The sequence below is a fragment of the Desulfobaculum bizertense DSM 18034 genome (assembly GCF_900167065.1).
Taxonomy (GTDB): Bacteria; Desulfobacterota; Desulfovibrionia; order Desulfovibrionales; family Desulfovibrionaceae; genus Desulfobaculum; species Desulfobaculum bizertense.
Genome location: NZ_FUYA01000004.1, coordinates 168,854 through 187,607 on the forward strand (window position 1 = coordinate 168,854; position 18,754 = coordinate 187,607).

Genomic DNA, 18,754 nt, shown 5'->3' on the forward strand with positions numbered 1-18,754 from the left:
CCCGTCAAAAAAAACGCTGGAGAGCATGATTTCCCAGAAAAGAAATTGGAGGGCAAAAAACAGCAGACCCTTTAATTCCTGAATATTCTTTACGCGAGAGGGCTTAGCAAGGTCAATAGAAGAAAGCCCAGAGTCGCAAAACTGACACCTTTTTTTCCCGCAATATGCGAAGAAAGGCAAGTCTGCTATTGTCATTCTTTTCCAGTGAATGTAAAGTGTTTGCGCGGAAGCGTGCGGCCCAGGCAGAGATTTTGGAGTCCTTTTTGCAAGTCTCAGCCCGCTCCACACTAAATCGCCGCACATTTTGCCAAAGACAGTAACAATCCTTCGCGTAATTTTTCACCCCCCGTGGACACAATGGCATGAGCTTTAGCTGGGAAAACGCATTCTGCAATATTAAAGAATACTCCGGCCTGGACCCGGAAAACCTTGAACCGTCTTCAATCTCTGTTCAAACGCTTGAAGAGTTGAAGCGTTACCTTGACTTTGTTCATATAAAATATTGCCTTCTCAAACCCTATTTTGAGTCTTCGGACTATCCACTTGTTGAAGCTCGCGAACTTTTGCCCTCTTTTGAATCCGACATGTTCGAGTACGGATTTCTGCCCGGCTTTAGCATGGTGGCCCTTTCCCGGCCTCTCAACTATTTTAGCGAACCATTCCAGTTTGATATTCTTCATGACATTCAGAACTCCAAGGACACAGGAGCCTGTCCTCTGGAGCAAAATATTTATCGGCAGAACCTCAAAACATTTCTTGAGCGCCTGCCAAAGCCCTATCAGGACGAATTCCGAAAGGCATTCAACCGCAAGGACTTTACCGACCTGAGCCAATATCCTCGCCTCCTTCCCAAGCTGCTGAGCCTCGACCGGGCGCATGTCATGGCCAAAAATGCTGATGGCAGATTTCATCTGGCAGGCATCTATGCGTCCTTCCCCTCTGACCTCGACACCGAGATCAAGCGCTTTGGCCTGCGTATCAAAAAATTCCGCATTGGCGACAACGCCATGTACGAACGGAACCGCAATTTTGTCTTCCAGTTTCTTATGGAGCTGTACGGCTACCCGATTGTCTCGGAGCGCCGCACCTCCAGTGCACTTTTTGCCCGCAGACTCCATGCCGCTGGCGAAAAATTCCTCATCCGGGCGCTGGGGCAGTCTGACAGGACGCTCACCTCGCTGTACTCGCACCCTTCCCAGCGCCGCTACCCTCGCGTTCAGAAAATTGCGCTGGTGCAGGTTGATGAAAAACAAAAAGAAGCCCTGACCAGACTTGGCCGGGGCCGCTACTTTGTCGACAAGGCCAACCGCGTTGTGATTCTTCGTGTGACCTACCGGCAGCACGGCTATTCCCAGGACAACATCCGTCAGGACCGTGCCCTTTCTGTTCTGCGACAGGAAATTATTCACCCCTATTCAGGCCGCCCAAACCCGAATATCAACCTGCTCAAGGATGCAACAAACCTTGTTGTTCGTCTTAATGACATAACAAAGGGTGAATATCAGGGCAGAACGGTGTATAAGCGGAATGAAGTTGTCGAGAACACCGACAGCCATGAAAAGCGGCTTAAATTTCTGTTCTCATGGCTCTCCAAGCACCAGCGGCGTATTATCGCCTACTCTGATGAATTTTATTCCTACGTCGTCAAGGTGCTGGATACGTATTTACTCGATCCAGACAACTCCGAAGTTTTCAACTCCATGAACGAGCTTTTTCAGGAAGTCTGGAGCAAATACAGCTACATACAGCAGGCGCGCAAGGCGCAGATTCTGGATGAACTCCAGCACAGAAATTTCCGCGGCAAAAAAATCAGTTACCAAGACATGCTGGTCCAGACCAATGCAATTCTCCATGAATTGAAGTTTGAGATCGTAAACTACTTTGACCAACTGGTGCAGAATGTCATAGGTATAGGCGAACACATTCTCTCGGACCCCTATCTGGTGCGCAGTTACATACGGCGTAAAGACGAAGAGCTGACTCCTTATGGACTTGAAATCAAAAAAAATTACGGGCGACTTGTCTCGCTCGTTGACGAGTTCAAGGCTATTCGGAAGTCCCGGTCCGATATGGAGAATAAGGAACTGAGTACGACAGAGTAACTTTCTTTAAAACGTCCCGCACTGGATTCGGAGGAGGATTCATTGACACAGCTTCTGACCACTCCACTTCATGCCTGGCATGTGGCATACGGTGCCAAAATGGTGCCCTTCGCTGGTTGGGAAATGCCTGTTCAGTACACAGGTATCCTTGAGGAACATCATCACACCCGCAGCAAGGCCTCAATTTTTGACATCTGTCACATGGGCGAATTTAAGCTAAAGGGAGCACGCGCCAAGGAGCAGTTGTCCCGACTGGTTACACACAATCTGGAGACACTGGGTCCCGGACGCTGCCGGTATGGTTTTCTTCTGAATGAAGAAGGAGGCATCCTCGACGACCTCATCGTGTACTGTATTACTGACGACGAATACATGCTTGTCGTCAACAGTGCCCGCATCTCGTCCGACTTTGCCTGGATCAAGGCACATCTGTCGGACGATGTTTTTTTTGATGACATGTCCGAGCTTATGGCCAAAATTGACATTCAGGGACCACTTGCCTGCTCTGCGCTCAACACCGTCACCGGTCTCGACTGGAGCTTCCTGCGCTTCTTTGCCTTTAAAAAGGCTGAATTCCAGAACGACACCTTCCTTGTAAGCCGTACAGGTTACACCGGCGAGCTGGGATATGAACTGTACATCCGCGAAGAAGCCGCAGAACGCCTGTGGGAGGCTCTGCTGGACCATCCGGATGTTTTGCCTGCGGGTCTTGGCGCCCGAGACACCCTGCGTCTGGAATCTGGTCTGTCCCTCTACGGACAGGACCTGGACGAAGAGCACACACCTGCAGAATCAGGATGCGGTTTCTTCCTGAAATCGAATGCTGAGTACATTGGCAAAGACAAGGCCCATACGGTTCGCGAACTGCTCATTCCACTTGTAATGGAGGGCCGCCGCGCAGCCCGGCACAATGATCCTGTATTCCTGCCCTCTGGCGAAGAAGTAGGCCGGGTAACAAGCGGATCTTTTGCTCCGAGCCTTGGCTATGCCATTGCACTGGCCTACGTCAAAAAAGAGTACGCCGATCAGGTTGATTTTCTTGCTGGAAAGGGCAAAAAGAAAATCCAAGCCCGCAAGACTGAGCTTCCTTTCTACAGGGATGGCACAGCTCGCACGGCGCTGTAACCAGAAACATCTTTTGTGCCCCGGACCAGTTCAGGTTCTTTCTGGACTTCGTTCGGGGCATTTTTTTGCAAAAACCGAGCTTCTACGTGAAAACATTCTATCTTGAACCTGAGTTATGGGGTCCGGCCCGTTCCGGAAATTCTGTTGAACTGCGCGGCGAAGAGGCCAGCCACATGCTGCGCTCACTCCGCCTTGATACCGGAGAAACCGTCCAGCTTATCGATGGCCTTGGGACTCTTGGTACATTTGAAATTACAGCCACGGCCAAGCACGCTGCGGTTCTCTCTCCGCTTGAAATTCAGGATATTCCTCTGCCCCACAACCCCGTCAGCCTTGCTCTTGGCTGGACCAAAAGCCTGCGCCGAAGCATTTTGCTGGAAAAAGCAACTGAGCTTCAGGCTGCAGAGCTTATCTTTTGGAAGGCACAGCGCAGTCAGGGCAAAGTCCCAGACGAAGTCAAAGACTCATGGCAGGCAAAACTTTTGGCTGGAGCCAAGCAGTGCGGCAACCCGCGCATTCCAGAACTCAAGACCTGTCCCAATGGTGTCGACGATCTGATCGCAATGGCTAAAGACTACGAGCACTGCTATCTTTTATGGGAAGATCAGGACTGCGAAAGCATTCTCGACTTTCCAGCCGTTACTCGCCCCGGAAAGGTCCTTTGTGTTGTTGGACCAGAAGGCGGCTTTACTGATGAGGAAGCAGAAGCACTTCGCGAAAATGGATTTCAGGCAATGAGCTTAGGGCACTCTGTGTTGCGCTGGGAAACTGCGGCACTGATGTGTCTCGGGCTTTTCTGGTGGGGACGACATCATGCTGACTAATCCCGGAACCGCTCCCAACCAGGGGAGCGCAGGTGGCGACACGCAGCCTTTGGCTGATCGCGTTCGCCCCAGAACAATTGAAGACTTTATTGGGCAGGCCCATCTGCGAGAAAAAATCGACGCGGTCATGAACGCTGACCGTCTGCCGAGCATGCTCCTGTACGGCCCTCCCGGCTGTGGCAAATCTACACTCGCCCTGCTTCTTGCCCGGCACTCTGGTCTTCCCTACATTCGTGTCAGCGCTCCAGAAGCAGGCATCAGCTCTCTGCGCAAGCGTCTTCAGGGTATGCAGCTTCTCATTCTGGACGAGCTACACCGTTTTTCTAAAGCGCAGCAGGACTTTTTCCTCCCGATTTTGGAAAACGGCGAGATGACACTCATTGCCACAACGACAGAAAACCCCTCTTTTTCTATCACTCGGCAACTGCTTTCACGGCTTCATGTTCTCCGGCTGGAGGCCCACACCCGCCACGACCTGATGGACGTTGCCCGGCGAGGACTCAAGCGCCTTGAAATTGAAGTCCCGGACGAAACCTTGCACCTTTTGACCAAGCTTGCGCAGGGGGACGCCCGGAGTCTTCTCAATCTCATTGAGTATCTAGCCGAATTGCCCGAAGACCACCGGGACCCAGAGCATCTCAAAGGCCTTCTTCCTGACATTGTTTTGCGCCACGACAAGGCCGGTGATTCGCACTACGACCTCGCCAGTGCAATGATTAAATCCATTCGAGGAAGTGACCCAGACGCGGCTGTCTATTACCTCGCCTGTCTGCTCGAAGGTGGCGAGGACCCCCGCTTTGTCTGCCGCCGACTCATTCTATCTGCTGGCGAAGACATTGGCCTTGCAGACCCCAACGCCCTGCAAATGGCTGTCGCCTGTCAGCAGGCAGTTGAATTTGTCGGCATGCCTGAGGGATTTATCCCCATGAGCGAGTGCGCTGTCTATTTGGCCCTCGCCAAAAAAAGCAACTCCACCTATGAGGCATATCATCGCGCCGCCGCAGAGGTTCGCAAGAATGGTGCAAAGCCCGTCCCCCTTCACATTCGAAATGCGGCAACGCAGCAAATGAAAGAATGGGGCTATGGCAAGGGCTACAAGTATCCGCACAATTTCCCCGGCGCATGGGTTGCGCAGGAATATTTGCCCGACGAGCTTCAGGGACGCAGCTTTTACCACGCCAAGGATCAAGGCGAAGAACCAAAGCTCTCAGCCCCCTGGAAAGCCCATTTGCGCAAGAAATAATCTTTCGCCACCCTTCGGAAAAGCGTCTGCAACATTATGCAATGCCTAATATTTTCGGGAAGTTGCTGGCTTTGCACATCCATGCTACCGTCATGTCTATCATGAACCTTTTCCCCACGAAGGCGTATGAAATTCCCCGGAATAAACCTGCTCGAAGAGTTAGAGAAAGACGAACTTCACGAGCTTCACGCAGTCTTTAACACTCGGACCCTGCCCAAGAACGCCATTATTTACACCCCAGATGAACGGGAAGACTTGACGTTCATTATTAAAAAAGGGCGGGTCCGCGTGTATCTCGCCTATGCTGACAAGGAATTCACCCTCGCTATTTTACGCCCCGGCGATCTCTACTCCACGCATGCCGGGTGCTACATACAATCTCTCAGCTCCACCCAGCTTCTCGTCGCCGATGTACACGCCATGAAAACACTCATGGATCGCAACCCCGTTTTTACCCGCACTATGGTTCGCGTGCTCGGCCACATTCTCAAGAACACCTTTTCCATCATTGGCGGTCTTGTCTTCAAGGACATATATGCCCGACTGCTCGATTACATTATCGACGAGGCGCAGCAGGCAGGTGTTCCTCACCACTCCGGTGTGCTCATCGATCTCAACCTCACCATTGAACAGCTCGCCCAGCTTATGGGCGCCTCTCGCCAGACTGTCTCTACACTCCTCAACGATATGCTCCGCGCTGGCTTTATCATCAAGCACGGCCGTGGGCAGTACATTATCCCAGATTTGCCCGCCCTCAAGCGTCACGCCTCTGAGCAGTGCATCTAAGGATCTCGTGCTCTGCTGAGGTTGGGGTTGGGGCGCTGCCCCAAACCCTGCAAGGGGCGCTGCCCCTTGACCCCGCCCAAGGACGAGGCCCTTGGGAATCCCGCTATCGCCCGAAAAAGAGGGGCCGGATGAGTGAAAGCCTTTGGCTTTCCCCTTCATCCGGCCCCTTTTTTTCGGCCTAGTGGCGTTTCCCGATTGCGAGTTCTTTTGCCTTTTCTGCCGCACTTATTTTCTTTCTGAACGCTCGCGTTCAGAAAGAAAATAGTGGCAACGCACAGGAAAGAGAACGACTTTCTTATCGCATTCTCACCCAAGTTTGAATTTCATTCACGCAAAGCGTGGATGGAATTCAAACTCGATGAGGATACGTAAGGGAATCATTCCCTTACGCGGGGGTTTGGGGGCTGGCCCCCAATTTCCCCTCCACCCATCCTGCACTACCATACTGAGGCAGGCCCCATTTTTTTACTGCGACAGCCAAATGTCGCCTATCTGACATACTGAGGCCATTTCGGATTATACGCTCCTTTAATAGCAATGAATTCGGTGTAATAATTGGCAACATTATTGGAGGAGTTTATGGCAAAAGAACCGAGCCCCATCGACGAACTCACAATATGGGACGATGCAAAGGCGATGATAGCGAAGGCCCGGCGGGAGGGGGTTGAAACAGTATACGACCGCCTGGACAAGCAGACGCCACACTGCAAATTCTGTGAACTTGGTACTTCGTGCCGCAACTGTACAATGGGTCCGTGCCGCATCACGCCCAAGATGCCGCGGGGCGTTTGCGGAGCTGACGCAGACGTCGTTGTTGCCCGTAATTTTGGGCGCTTTGTCGCAGGGGGAGCAGCTGCACACTCAGACCACGGGCGAGACCTGATAGAAGTTCTTGAGGCTATTCTTGAAGGGGATGCAGAAGGCTACCGCATCAAGGATGAAAAAAAACTTGTTCGTATCGCGGGTGAAATTGGAATTAAAACACAGGGGCGACAACTCAGAGACGTTGCCGAGGAACTTCTGGAACGCCTCTTCTCAGACTTTGGTTCACGGGGAAAAGAGGTCTCATTCCTGTCCAGAGTTCCAGAAGTCAGAAAAGAAAAGTGGGCAAAGATTGGCGTCACGCCACGCGGTGTTGATCATGAAATCGTCGAAATGATGCACCGCACACACATGGGCGTAGATAACGACGCGCCAAACACCATGCTCCACGCAGCGCGAATGGCTCTCGCTGACGGCTGGGGTGGTTCCATGATCGGCACTGAACTTTCAGACGTCATCTTTGGCACTCCCAAACCGTCAAAATCCACAGCCAACCTCGCTGTCATCAAAGAGGACAAGGTCAATCTGCTTGTCCATGGGCACAACCCTGTGGTGTCCGAAATGATTCTGGCTGCGGCGCGTGATCCTAAGCTCATCGCTCGGGCCAAGGAACTTGGAGCAGCAGGCATCAACATAGCAGGTCTCTGTTGCACAGGTAACGAACTACTTATGCGACAGGGCATCCCAATGGCTGGCAACCACCTTATGACAGAACTGGCAATCATTACCGGTGCGGTAGAAGCCGTTGTCGTTGATTACCAGTGCATTATGCCGAGCCTCGTGCAGGTCTCAAGCTGCTATCACACAAAATTCATCGACACAGCAAAGAAGGCACGCTTCACAGGTGCCATTCACTACGACTTTAATCCCAAAACAGCCCAGAAACAGGCCTATGAAATTGTATCACTCGCAGTAGAAGCCTTTGCCGAACGTGACCCAAGCCGCGTTGAAATACCAGGTCAGCCCGTGAGCATCATGTCTGGTTTTTCCAACGAAGCCGTCGTCGAAGCGCTTGGCGGAACACTCACACCGCTGGTTGACGCCATTGCACAGGGAGATGTGCGAGGAGCTGTCGGCATTGTGGGCTGCAACAATCCCAAAATAAAACACGACTCGCTCAATGTTGGCCTCGCCAAGGAGCTTATCAAACGAGACATCCTTGTTCTCGTTACAGGCTGCGTTTCTTCGGCAGCCGGCAAGGCTGGTCTTCTTGTTCCAGAAGCCATTGAGATGGCTGGTCCCGGTCTCAAAAAAGTCTGCGGAGCACTCGGCATTCCGCCTGTTTTGCACTACGGGTCCTGCGTAGACAACTCGCGCATTTTGCAGCTTTGCGCCGCACTTGCCAACGAACTACACGTTGACATCTCCGACCTCCCAGTCGGAGCCTCTGCGCCTGAATGGTATTCAGAAAAAGCTGCGTCTATTGGTCTCTATGCCGTTGCCTCTGGCATCTACACTCATCTTGGACATGCTCCCAATATCCTTGGCTCTGAAACCGTGACCAACCTCGCAGTTTCGGGACTGGAGGACCTCGTAGGAGCAACCTTCTTCATTGAATCCGACCCCATCAAAACAGCAGATATGTTTGATGCCCGCATTAATGCAAAGCGTCAGGCTCTGGGATTAGACAAATAAAACTCCTCACACGGAACAACTCAAGGGGAGCATACGCGCTCCCCTTCTCTCGACACGACACAGCGCAAAGAGAATGCAGCACAGGCTGCTTAAGACGCAAAAGGACAGCTCATGAAAATTGCATTTGCCGGAAAAGGTGGCGTTGGAAAGACTTCTCTCACGGCATGGGTGGCAGACTGGCTGGCCTGCAACGGGCAAGACGTTTGGATGGTGGATGCAGACACGGCGCTCTCTCTTGGGCAGGCCTCTGGTATTCGAAAAGAAAACCTTCCGACCCCGCTCATTCAACGCAAGGATCTTATTCAGGAACGAATTCACGACGGTGGTTTTTTACATCTCAACCCAGACGTTGGCGACCTTCCAGAATCTCTCGCGCTTGAGGTCCCGATCACAGGGACACCACAGCCCGGAATCACTCCCGGCCGAAAACGGCTTCTTGTCATGGGTGCTGTAACAAATGCCGGAGGCGGTTGCGCCTGTGACGCAAACGCCCTTCTCAAGGCTCTTCTCGCCCATGTCATCATGGAAAGTCGCCACTGGGTGCTCGTCGATCTTGAAGCAGGAATCGAACACCTTGGGCGCGGTACAGCATCGCATGTCGACGGACTTGTCATTGTCTCGGAACCAAGTTTTCGCAGTCTGCAAACAGGAGCTGAAATTGCCCGCATGGCTCGCGACCTTGGGCTTGATAATCAAACTCTCGTCATTAACCGGCACACCGGGCAAACTCCGCCAGCCATTCAGGGACTCCCGGCAACAGCACTCTCCATCCCGCCGCTCCCCGGACTCATTGAACGTCAGATGACGGACAGCTCCGTCCTTCATTTACCAGAAGAAGCCGCTATCAACGGCATAGTTCAGGAGCTTATCAGCTCTCTTGCTATGAATTAACAAGACCAGCGTGTTGTTGGGGCGCTGCCCCAAACCCTGCAAGGGGCGCTGCCCCTTGACCCCGCCCAAGGACGAGGCCCTTGGGAATCCCAAGTTCGCTCAAAAAATAAGGCTGAATGGGATGAAAGCTTCGCTTTCCTCTCCATCAGCCTTATTTTTTGAGCTAGTGGGCGTCCCGTGTGTTCTTTTTCTTTGCGCTCCATTCCTTTCTTTTGAATGCCATCTGGCATTCAAAAGAAAATGGTGGCAACGCACGGTAAAGAGAACGACTTTCTTATCGCATTCTCACCCAAGTTTGAATTTCATTCACGCAAAGCGTGGATGGAATTCAAACTCGATGAGGATACGTAAGGGAATCATTCCCTTACGCGGGGGTTTGGGGGCTGGCCCCCAACTTTCTCCCTCCCGCCCATCCAGCACTACCGTGCTGAGGCTGGCCCCAACTTCTCTCACTCGCCCATAATGCCGCCATACTGCTGACGCCACTCGTTAAGAAAGAGAAGAGAAGTCTCTAACTCCGTAAGAGTCCCTTTCTGCTGCCGCATAGCCCACAAAAGGTCCTCGAGACTGGTGGAAACGGGAAGCTGAAGCCGCTGAAGCAGCTCAAGCACCTGCACTTTTAATTCTGGGGGCAGACCTGCCAATGCACTTTCAGATTGCTTCCGCGCGGGCCAGGCACTGCGTCGGGAAGCGATAAAATCCAAAAGGGTCTGCATCCGCTGATCGTAAGTATGGTCCTTCAAGACTCTCTCACGCGCCCGCTGAACAAAAGCCTGCCGCTCTTCAGGATTCGCGAGGAAATACTCTATCTTTTCATGAAGCTCGGGAAGAGTTTCAAACGTCGCAAGCTCGTCAGAGTAAAAAAGATCTGACATGAGAGAACGCTCGTCAACGAGCTGAAAGGCACCACACGCGGCAAGCTCAAAGGTTCGGGGATTTACAAAGTCACCACCTGAAACAAGCTTGTCCACATGTACACTGGAGTGCAAATTCAGATTGATAACCGTGGCGTTAAAAACCTTGATGCACTCCTCCGAACTCAAACGCCGTCCTTTGAGCTGAACGTGGGGTGCGAGAACAGCGTCATCTTCCCAGCCATTGCCCCAAAGCTTAAACTTCTTGCCTGCAAACTGATGAAATGCAACGCGACGGTTGGCGTACCCTGCTCCCATAAACGACAACTCGGAACCCCAAAGCTGCCGCTCTACCGCAGTCAAATCCATTGGTTTGTGAAATTCTGGGTCCGCAGCAAGGGGAAGATACAGGACATTCTCCTGCCCAATCTGCTCCAGCTTCTCAAATATTTGCTCTTCCTGAATCACCGCAAAAAAATCATAATACGGCGCATAGCCCTTCCAGTAGGTCATTAACTTGTAGTCTTCGACAAACCACATCGCTGTCGTGACATTGTCCCGTTTGAGACGGCGCAACGTAGGAATGGAAAGAGGAGCCTGCGCCATACTCAAAACGAGATCAGGCTCAAAACTCTCAGCTTTGGCAAGAATAGCCTGCGACACAACATTCAGAAGCCCATTTTGCAAAGAGCTGACCTTGTCCCGAGAAATACGCATCTCGGAGAGAGACTCATACGCTCCCAAAAACTCAGGCGCTTCAAAAATTTCAACAAGATGCCCCATGCGTCGCAAAGCTCGAGCACAATAGTGCCCGATGGGCAAGGAACCACCATACATTGGCAAAACAATAAGAATTCGAAGAGAGCTATTCATCTGACTAACGCCTTTATTCTGCTGCCTGTTCGTCCAGCTCTGGGGCCGGAACCATTTCCCTGATGTCCTGAGGAGTCATGTCTCCGCCAAAAATCCAGTCCTGCTCATGAAAAATCGTGCGCACCATTCGCTCGTCCACGGGCTTATCCCACATGGCGTAGCCCTTGTACTGCCCAATCAACGCCCTGAATGATGCACGCGAGGCTTCTGTTGGGTCCTGGCCAAGGACAGGACGATAGGTCACGCCCAAGGAATCAATAGCACTTACATACCCAAGCATTCCTTCTGGAACCTCAAAGGCGGCATTGCCCGCAAGATGGCGTAAAAAGTTGCGCCCAGAAAAGGCATTCAAACATTTGACACCTTTTCGACACGGAGCGGATTCCAAACATGGGGCACAAGGCTCTGCACTCTGCCACACACGGTGCCCAATGCCATAGGGTCCAGTTTCGTGACACCACGCAGAAGACAAGAAAAGCGCATGTACAGGAACGCCAAGATGCGCAGCCAGATGCATGGTCCCTGTGTCGGGGGTAATGAGTGCATCAAGTCCTGTGAGCGCATCAATCAGGCCCGCCCAGTCTGTTTTCCCTGTCAAATCAGTCGTGTTTTCCCTGATTTTTCGCGGAGCAGCATCCAAAAAAGCTCGCGCCCGGCCAGACTCGGAGGAACTGCCAATCAAAAAAATAGTGTCGGAACGAGTTCCCTGTGTTGTTGCTCCTGCAATAGCAGCCAGTGTTTCTGGTGGAATGCTTCGACGAGATTCTCGTCCAGCCATGACAACACCAATGCCTTTTCCGCCTCGCATAGCAATAGGATTGACTTCCCCCGGTGCAATGGGGTCGTCCGCAAGACAAGCCCAAAAATCCACAAGGTTCATGCCGACATCCCGGCGTAACCGAACCCAGCGCATTCCCATTTGTGACCAAAGGTCAGAACGCTCCTGCCCCTGCTCCATCCTGTGTCCTCGAACAGTATCAGGGTCAAAAAGCGTAGACAGAGCCATGTTCAGGCCCGAAAAATTCAAATTATACACTTCCGAGAACTGACATTCTTTCAGCTCGTGGAAAACGGCCAAATTCTGCCGAAGGATATCCTGCTCCGTCACACCGGGCCGCGCATGGGCGTGTACTCCGTGCACAATGATGTCGGGATAAATGCACTTTGCCAGCGTGACCAGAGAATGATCCACCACAAGATGCACTGCGGATTCGGACTGACGAACAAGCGACAGGATCAACCGTTTGGTTTGAACAAGATCTCCAAATCGGGCAAGCTGAACAACAAGTTTCGGGCCGCAAAGCCCTGTATCTGATTCTGTTGACATACGTTCTTTTACGGTAAACGGTTAACGGCAGACAAAAAGTCATCTGTTACGAGCAGATAACCGGCCAGAACTGGCATCATGCCCCGAGACAAAAACTTCTGCAAATGCGGAAAGTTTTGCAGGCTTAGCCTACTTCTGGTATGACCCGGTCATGCGACATTATCCGGCTTTTCTTAATCTCTCTGCGTGCAGCTGCCTCGTTGTTGGCGCTGGAGCCGTTGGACTGCGCAAAATCACCACCCTGCTGAGTGCCGGGCCGCGTGAAATCTGCGTACTCGACCTTGGCGAAGCGTCCAAAGAGCTTCTGGACCTGTGCGCGTCGCCGAGCCTTCACTTTGAGCAGCGAGAATTTGACGAATCCGACCTTAAAGGGCGGACACTTGTTTTTGCATGCACCAACAATGCCAAAGTGAATAGTCACATTGCCGAACTGTGCCAAAAACACGGAACCCTGTGTAACATTGCCGATGCACCAGACAAGAGCACGTTTATCGTGCCTGCCAGCCTCAAGCGTGGCGCTCTGGTTCTCGCCTTGTCCACAGGCGGAGCAAGTCCGGCTGTTTCGCGCAGAATCCGCATGGAACTTGAAAAGGCTCTGGGACCAGAATATGAACCCTTTGTCGCAATCATGGGCCGACTTCGTCCGCTCATTTTGAACCTTGGGCTTCCCACAGCTCAAAACACAACTCTTTTTCGTCAACTCGCGCTTGGCCCCCTTCCTGAGGCCCTGCGTGAAAACGACATGCTCCGCGTCCGGGACCTCCTGAGCGAGGCTCTCCCGCCGCAGCTGCATTCTCATATTGGAGAACTGCTCGATGGAATTGAATAATGTCCTTCAGGTTGGCATCACTCTGCTGTATGCCCTTGGGTCTATCCTCTTTATAGGTGGGATGCTCAGCTCGCGCCATGCGCTCAAAAAAGTCGCAGCCCTGCTCTCTGGGGCAGGCTTTGTGCTGCACAGCATTTTTCTTTTCCTGTGGTGGAACAGCTCTGGCATGGCAAGCCTTCTCGAAGGGAATTTCCACCTTAACCTGCTCGGCTGGGTGGTTTTAGCTATTTTTTACATTTTGTGGTGGAAAAAAAATCTGGAATTTCCTGCTCTTGCAGCCTCTCCTCTTGCCCTTTTGCTCTTCCTGTCCTCACTTGGACTGTCTGGCACAAAGGTCATTATGCCAAAGGCTTGGGCCGGACCATTCTTTATGCTTCATATAGGAACGCTCTTCCTTGCCCTCAGCTTCCTGGCAATTGCCTTTGTGGCGGGAGCACTTTTCCTGCACCTTGACAAAAAGATCAAAGCCAAAGAAAAGCTCACTGGCTTTCGGCGAGACCTTCCGTCGCTCAATACCTTTGACCGCGCGAATCATCACGCAGTACTCTTTGGCTTTCCACTGTATACTCTTGGTCTGCTCTCCGGTTTTATCTGGGCAGGCTTTGCCTGGCAAAAAACCGTTACTGGCGACCCCAAGGAATGGGTGTCCGTCATTATCTGGCTTTTGTATGCCTATCTTTTTCATCAACGGCTTGCCATGGGCTGGCGAGGACGCAAGGCAGCTGTGCTTGCCATGACAGTATTCATATTTAGCGTACTGTCGCTTGTTGTCGTCAATTTCATGATGCCTTCTCACCACAACTTCATGCAGTAACCATGAATCAGAAAATCTACCTTATCGGACTTAATCATCGGACCGCTGGTGTCGAAATTCGTGAAGCCTACGCGCTGAAGGACTGCAACACAGTGGAGCTTGGCCTTGTCAAAGCTGACGGACCTGTTCTCGAAGCCCTGACCCTCTCGACCTGTAACCGTGTCGAGATTTTGGCCGTCACCACCCCAGAAGCAAACGAAGAAGACATCCTTCGCTTTTGGGCGTCCCACTGTGGAGGCTCTGTCCCCCAGCTCAAGCCCCATGTGTACATCCATGAGGGGCTTGCCGCGGTAAAGCATGTCTTCACCGTTGCCGCCAGCCTTGATTCCATGGTCGTTGGCGAACCCCAGATTCTGGGCCAGCTCAAGGATGCATATCGCAAATCCATTGAGTATGGCTCGGCAAAGGTTATCGTGAATCGCGTACTGCACAAGGCATTTAGCGTGGCAAAACGCGTTCGTACCGAAACCTCAATTGCATCCTCTGCGGTCTCCATCAGCTACGCGGCCGTTGAACTTGCCAAAAAGATCTTTGGCGACATGTCGGGCAATCGGGCCATGCTGATTGGTGCAGGTGAAATGGCAGAGCTTGCCGCAACACACCTCATCAACACAGGCATCAAAGAACTGCTCGTTGCCAACCGAACCTTTGAACACGGTGAGGAGCTTGCACGCCGCATGGGCGGAAGCGCCATCATGTTTGAAGAGTTACAGCGCAAGCTTGCAGACGTTGACATCATTATCAGCTCCACAGGTGCTACTGACGCCATTATTCGCGCCAAGGACCTCAAGGCTGTACTGAAAAAACGTCGCCAGCGTCCCATGTTCTTCATCGACATTGCTGTCCCGCGTGACATTGATCCAGATGTCAATGGACTGGACAATGTGTATCTGTATGACATTGACGACCTCAAAGAGGTTGTGGAAGAAAATATTGCTCAGCGTCGCGAAGAAGCAATCAAGGCTGAGACAATTATTGATTCCGAAACCCGTCACTTTGCCACCTGGCTGGAATCCCTCCAGCTGAACCCCACCATCTGTGATCTTCTGAACTCCGGCGAAGCTATTGCAGCTCACGAGCTGGAACGCACCATGAAACGCCTCGGCACCGTGTCTGATGAAGACTACGAAGCCCTCCAGACGCTTGTGAAGTCCATTACCCACAAGCTCTACCACGAACCAATCACCTTCCTGAAACGTCGTACTCAGGAAGAAGGTTCTGCCCAGCGCTTCATTGATACAACCCGCCGCATGTTCAACCTCGATCACGAAGACATTCCGGACAATGCACACGCAGACCGTAAGCGGTCCAACGTGGTCCAGCTCCGGGCAAATGGCGGTCCAGACTGTAGTAAATAAGTTGTTTAACCCTCTGTAAGTGAGAATTTCATGCGCACCTACTGTATTGAAGACCTGAATTCCGAGCACATTGAGCGCCTGCGATCTCAGCTCACTTCCCTTGGCCTCACAAGCGGCATGGACGATCTGTTTTGGCTTGATGTCCCAAGCAATCTGTACACTGCCGAGCAAAAGGATCATGCTGAAAAATGCGGTCCATACAGCCTTGGGCTGGAACTTCAGAAAGACAGCATCCGGTTGGAGCTTTTGGTCCGGGCCAGAAGCATTATGCGTTGCTCCTGCGTGGCCTATGCCACTCCAGAACAGCGGTTCTATGCCATTGAGTGGCTCGACAGACTGCTCAAAGAGCATGACATCCCTGCCTAATGAGGGAGAACCGTCATGAACAACTTGTCCCACTTACAGGACATCCCACCCAAGGCGGCCAGATTCTGTCTGTCCGTTCAGGAATTTCTCGAGGGAGAGCTTGGCCTCTCCCTGCGTGGGACCCACATCCTTACTGCTTTTTCCGGGGGCGTTGATTCCACAACGCTCCTTCTTCTCTTCAAACTTTTGTCTTCCCGTCTTGGCTGCACCGTGAGCGCCGCTCATCTTGACCATGCCCTGCGGGAAGAATCTGCCGCAGAAGCCGAACATGCAGCAAAAATCTGTGCACGGCTTGGCATTTCGTTTTTTTCAACACGCATCGATGTCGGCGCCTTTGCGTCCGAACGCGGAATGGGGCTGGAAGAAGCCGCACGAACAGTGCGCTATGCTTTTCTGGAAGAACAGCGCCAGCGATGCAATGCAGACTACATTGCACTGGGACATAACCTGAATGACCTTGCCGAAGACAGCCTCATGCGGCTTTCCAGAGGCACAGGCTGGCCCCAGCTTGCAGGAATGCAGGCCTTCAATCCCGAGCGTGCCCTACTTCGCCCTATGCTCATGTGTAGCAGAGAAGACATCGAAGCCTTTGCCACAGGGCTTGACGTAAAATGGGTCGAAGATCCGTCTAACGCAGATACGCGCTACACCAGAAACCGCATGCGTCACGAACTGCTCCCGCTTTTCATGCGTGAAAATCCCGGATTCCTGAACACCGTTGCCACTCGATGGCGGCTGGCTCAAAAAGACGCCACATTCTGGGATGCACAGCTCGCCAAGCTGATAGCGTCAGCGGAGCAAGATACAGAGGGGGCCTACACCCTGTCTGCACCAAAACTTCGCATGCAGCACACCGCAATGCGCCTGAGACTTTTCAAAATCCTTTTGGAGCGCCTTGGCCCCGGGCAAGTTCGTGCAGATAGTCTTTTTCGACTCGAAGAGACTTTTCAGCGCGGAGAAGGCGGAAAAACTCTACAATTTCCCGGTGATAAACGCGTCGTGCTCTCATCCAGAAGCATCACGTTTCTCCCCAAGAAAAAATGACTTTTTGTAACTATTCCATCCCCCTTACAGGGCTTTGCATTGACAGGGCGCTGTGAGAAGGATAGACCTTTGTGAAATTTTAAACGTGTTAAGGAGGAACCTGTGAATATTCTGATTTTTGGCCCCAATGGTAGCGGCAAAGGCACTCAGGGCTCCCTGGTTAAGAAAAAGTACGACATCGATCACATCGAATCTGGTGCTATCTTCCGCAAACACATCGGCGGCGGTACCGAGCTTGGTCTCAAGGCCAAGGCATTCATCGAAAAAGGTGAACTGGTTCCTGACGATATCACTATTCCCATGGTTCTGGACGTACTGAAAAAGTCCTCCTCCAAGGGCTGGCTGCTGGACGGCTTCCCCCGCTCCATCGCTCAGGCCGAGAAGCTTTGGGACGCTCTCCAGAAAGACGGCGAAAAGCTCGACTACGTTATTGAAATCAAGCTCCCTCGCGAAATTGCAAAAGCTCGCATCATGGGCCGTCGCCTTTGCGCCAATGACCCGAACCACCCCAACAACGTTGGTATCCCGGCTATCGCGCCTAATGGCGACAAGTGCCGTGTCTGTGGTGGCGACCTGAGCGCCCGCAAGGACGACCTGGACGAAGAAGCAATCAACAAGCGCCACAACATTTACTACAACACTGAAGACGGCACTCTCGCAGCTGCCTACTTCTACCGCGACAAGGCTGCTGAAGCTGGCTTCAAGTACATCGAACTTGACGGCGAAGGCACCATTGACGAAATCAAGGATACCCTTATTTCTCAGCTTGCCTAGTCGACTTCCACAAGTTGCAAGCATTGGCCTCCGGGGGTATACCTCCGGGGGCTTTTCTTTTTCTGTAGCCCAAGGGGCATGTTCCTCCCCACAGAATGGAACTGATTGTAAAGAAGGATTTTTTTCCATGAAAACCCATCTGACCATTGGGCAAATTGATTACCTGAATATTCTGCCCCTCTTTCTCGCTCTCAAAGATCACATTCCCCCGTCTGACGAAATACAGTACGTCAAGGGACACCCTTCTCTCATGAACAGCGCAATGGCGACTGGTGACATGGATCTCGCTCCCGCCTCTGCCTTTGAGTACCTTCTGCACGCAGAGCAGTACCGGGTACTCCCCAATCTTTCCATTACCGCACCACAAGGACGCGTCAAAAGCGTTTTTCTTATGAGTCCGGTACCACTCGCCGAGTTGCCACAGTGGATCAAGGAAAACGGTCCGACAGTGAACCTCACCAAGGCTTCTGCTAGCTCTGCTGCCCTGCTCAAGGTTTTATGGAAATTCTCCTGGAAGCTGCCAGAAGCAGAATGGAATCCCATTGAACCTGGAACAGGTCATACACTGGGCCGCCCCTTCCTTGAAATCGGCAATCTCGCCCTGCGTCACTGGATTCGTCCGCCCGAAGGCTGGCACATTATTGACCTTGGGCAGGAGTGGCGTGATTTCACAGGTCTGCCTTTTGTCTTTTCGGTGTGGATTGTCCGGCATGGACTGAGTGAGGCGCAGCAGAATCTTCTGCGCGTGGTGGATGAGGCTCTGGAAAAAAGCAAGCTGACGTATAACAGTTACGTCTCACATATTGCCGAAATGGACGAATTCCATTCCTGGATTACCGAAGAACAGATTGAGGATTACCTGTCGACCCTTGATTACCGTCTTGGGCCAAATGAACAGGCGTCGCTTATTCTCTTTGCGGACTACTGCCGCAAGCTGGGACTGATTCCCGGCAGCCCTGCACTGCGCTGGGCGCTCTAAAAATTGCACAAAAAAAACCGGCGAGCACACTCCCAAAGAAGCTCGCCGGTTATATTGAGAGCCTCACACTTCCTCAGGCTCTCAGGGGCAACCTCTAGTCTGCTCGCG

The 18,754-nt window shown here is 52.3% G+C and carries 16 protein-coding genes; 14 read left to right on the forward strand and 2 right to left on the reverse strand.

The genetic code is table 11. The annotated features are described in order from the left end of the window. Positions 1-362 precede the first annotated feature (362 nt). The 7 genes from B5D23_RS07455 (at position 363) to B5D23_RS07485 (ending at position 9,428) form a co-directional block, all read left to right on the forward strand. Entirely contained in the window at positions 363-2,102 is a 1,740-nt protein-coding gene (locus tag B5D23_RS07455) for a hypothetical protein (protein WP_078684785.1), read from the forward strand. 42 nt (positions 2,103-2,144) lie between these two features. Further along, on the forward strand, positions 2,145-3,227 hold the full coding sequence (gcvT, locus tag B5D23_RS07460; RefSeq protein ID WP_078684786.1) for a glycine cleavage system aminomethyltransferase GcvT: 1,083 nt from the start codon (positions 2,145-2,147) through the stop codon (positions 3,225-3,227). 86 nt (positions 3,228-3,313) lie between these two features. Then, a complete protein-coding gene (locus B5D23_RS07465; RefSeq protein WP_078684787.1) occupies positions 3,314-4,051 on the forward strand; it encodes a 16S rRNA (uracil(1498)-N(3))-methyltransferase in 738 nt (245 codons plus the stop codon). Next, entirely contained in the window at positions 4,041-5,294 is a 1,254-nt protein-coding gene (locus B5D23_RS07470) for a replication-associated recombination protein A (protein ID WP_078684788.1), read from the forward strand. The genes B5D23_RS07465 and B5D23_RS07470 overlap by 11 nt, the downstream gene beginning before the upstream one ends. 126 nt (positions 5,295-5,420) lie before the next feature. Further along, complete coding sequence (locus tag B5D23_RS07475) at positions 5,421-6,080, forward strand: Crp/Fnr family transcriptional regulator (RefSeq protein WP_078684789.1); 660 nt, start codon at positions 5,421-5,423, stop codon at positions 6,078-6,080. Positions 6,081-6,659: 579 nt separating this feature from the next. Beyond that, positions 6,660-8,537, forward strand: coding sequence for an anaerobic carbon-monoxide dehydrogenase catalytic subunit (gene cooS / locus B5D23_RS07480; protein WP_078684790.1), 1,878 nt, complete (start codon positions 6,660-6,662; stop codon positions 8,535-8,537). Positions 8,538-8,648: 111 nt separating this feature from the next. Beyond that, positions 8,649-9,428, forward strand: coding sequence for an ATP-binding protein (locus B5D23_RS07485; protein ID WP_078684791.1), 780 nt, complete (start codon positions 8,649-8,651; stop codon positions 9,426-9,428). Between the two features lie 449 nt (positions 9,429-9,877). On the opposite strand, the gene B5D23_RS07490 is transcribed toward B5D23_RS07485, so the two are convergent. Together B5D23_RS07490 and B5D23_RS07495 are read right to left on the reverse strand one after the other, a co-directional pair. Beyond that, positions 9,878-11,155: a CgeB family protein gene (locus B5D23_RS07490; protein WP_078684792.1), complete on the reverse strand. Its 1,278-nt coding sequence runs from the start codon at positions 11,153-11,155 to the stop codon at positions 9,878-9,880. Positions 11,156-11,168: 13 nt separating this feature from the next. Then, positions 11,169-12,482, reverse strand: coding sequence for a glycosyltransferase family 9 protein (locus B5D23_RS07495; RefSeq protein WP_078684793.1), 1,314 nt, complete (start codon positions 12,480-12,482; stop codon positions 11,169-11,171). Positions 12,483-12,633: 151 nt separating this feature from the next. Between B5D23_RS07495 and B5D23_RS07500 the strand changes: the two genes are divergently transcribed. The 7 genes from B5D23_RS07500 (at position 12,634) to B5D23_RS07530 (ending at position 18,646) form a co-directional block, all read left to right on the forward strand. Beyond that, positions 12,634-13,311, forward strand: a complete 678-nt coding sequence (locus tag B5D23_RS07500) for a precorrin-2 dehydrogenase/sirohydrochlorin ferrochelatase family protein (RefSeq protein ID WP_078684794.1) — start codon at positions 12,634-12,636, stop codon at positions 13,309-13,311. Further along, positions 13,298-14,125, forward strand: a complete 828-nt coding sequence (locus B5D23_RS07505; protein ID WP_078684795.1) for a cytochrome C assembly family protein — start codon at positions 13,298-13,300, stop codon at positions 14,123-14,125. Before B5D23_RS07500 ends, B5D23_RS07505 begins: the two co-directional genes overlap by 14 nt. 2 nt (positions 14,126-14,127) lie before the next feature. Then, entirely contained in the window at positions 14,128-15,483 is a 1,356-nt protein-coding gene (hemA, locus tag B5D23_RS07510; RefSeq protein WP_078684796.1) for a glutamyl-tRNA reductase, read from the forward strand. Positions 15,484-15,513: 30 nt separating this feature from the next. Further along, positions 15,514-15,849, forward strand: a complete 336-nt coding sequence (locus B5D23_RS07515; RefSeq protein ID WP_078684797.1) for a hypothetical protein — start codon at positions 15,514-15,516, stop codon at positions 15,847-15,849. A gap of 15 nt (positions 15,850-15,864) precedes the next feature. Further along, entirely contained in the window at positions 15,865-16,893 is a 1,029-nt protein-coding gene (gene tilS, locus B5D23_RS07520) for a tRNA lysidine(34) synthetase TilS (RefSeq protein WP_078684798.1), read from the forward strand. Positions 16,894-16,995: 102 nt separating this feature from the next. Next, complete coding sequence (locus B5D23_RS07525) at positions 16,996-17,667, forward strand: adenylate kinase (RefSeq protein WP_078684799.1); 672 nt, start codon at positions 16,996-16,998, stop codon at positions 17,665-17,667. A 127-nt stretch (positions 17,668-17,794) separates the two neighbouring features. Next, on the forward strand, positions 17,795-18,646 hold the full coding sequence (locus B5D23_RS07530; protein WP_078684800.1) for a menaquinone biosynthetic enzyme MqnA/MqnD family protein: 852 nt from the start codon (positions 17,795-17,797) through the stop codon (positions 18,644-18,646). The last annotated feature ends 108 nt before the right edge of the window (positions 18,647-18,754 follow it).

Bases quoted from the DNA above. Each gene is read 5' to 3' on its own strand.
- B5D23_RS07475 (WP_078684789.1), top strand. From the start codon at position 5,421: ATGAAATTCCCCGGAATAAACCTGCTCGAAGAGTTAGAGAAAGACGAA.
- B5D23_RS07515 (WP_078684797.1), top strand. From the start codon at position 15,514: ATGCGCACCTACTGTATTGAAGACCTGAATTCCGAGCACATTGAGCGC.
- B5D23_RS07470 (WP_078684788.1), top strand. From the start codon at position 4,041: ATGCTGACTAATCCCGGAACCGCTCCCAACCAGGGGAGCGCAGGTGGC.
- B5D23_RS07485 (WP_078684791.1), top strand. From the start codon at position 8,649: ATGAAAATTGCATTTGCCGGAAAAGGTGGCGTTGGAAAGACTTCTCTC.
- B5D23_RS07530 (WP_078684800.1), top strand. From the start codon at position 17,795: ATGAAAACCCATCTGACCATTGGGCAAATTGATTACCTGAATATTCTG.
- B5D23_RS07500 (WP_078684794.1), top strand. From the start codon at position 12,634: ATGCGACATTATCCGGCTTTTCTTAATCTCTCTGCGTGCAGCTGCCTC.
- B5D23_RS07495 (WP_078684793.1), bottom strand. From the start codon at position 12,482: ATGTCAACAGAATCAGATACAGGGCTTTGCGGCCCGAAACTTGTTGTT.
- tilS (WP_078684798.1), top strand. From the start codon at position 15,865: ATGAACAACTTGTCCCACTTACAGGACATCCCACCCAAGGCGGCCAGA.
- hemA (WP_078684796.1), top strand. From the start codon at position 14,128: ATGAATCAGAAAATCTACCTTATCGGACTTAATCATCGGACCGCTGGT.
- B5D23_RS07455 (WP_078684785.1), top strand. From the start codon at position 363: ATGAGCTTTAGCTGGGAAAACGCATTCTGCAATATTAAAGAATACTCC.
- B5D23_RS07490 (WP_078684792.1), bottom strand. From the start codon at position 11,155: ATGAATAGCTCTCTTCGAATTCTTATTGTTTTGCCAATGTATGGTGGT.
- cooS (WP_078684790.1), top strand. From the start codon at position 6,660: ATGGCAAAAGAACCGAGCCCCATCGACGAACTCACAATATGGGACGAT.
- B5D23_RS07505 (WP_078684795.1), top strand. From the start codon at position 13,298: ATGGAATTGAATAATGTCCTTCAGGTTGGCATCACTCTGCTGTATGCC.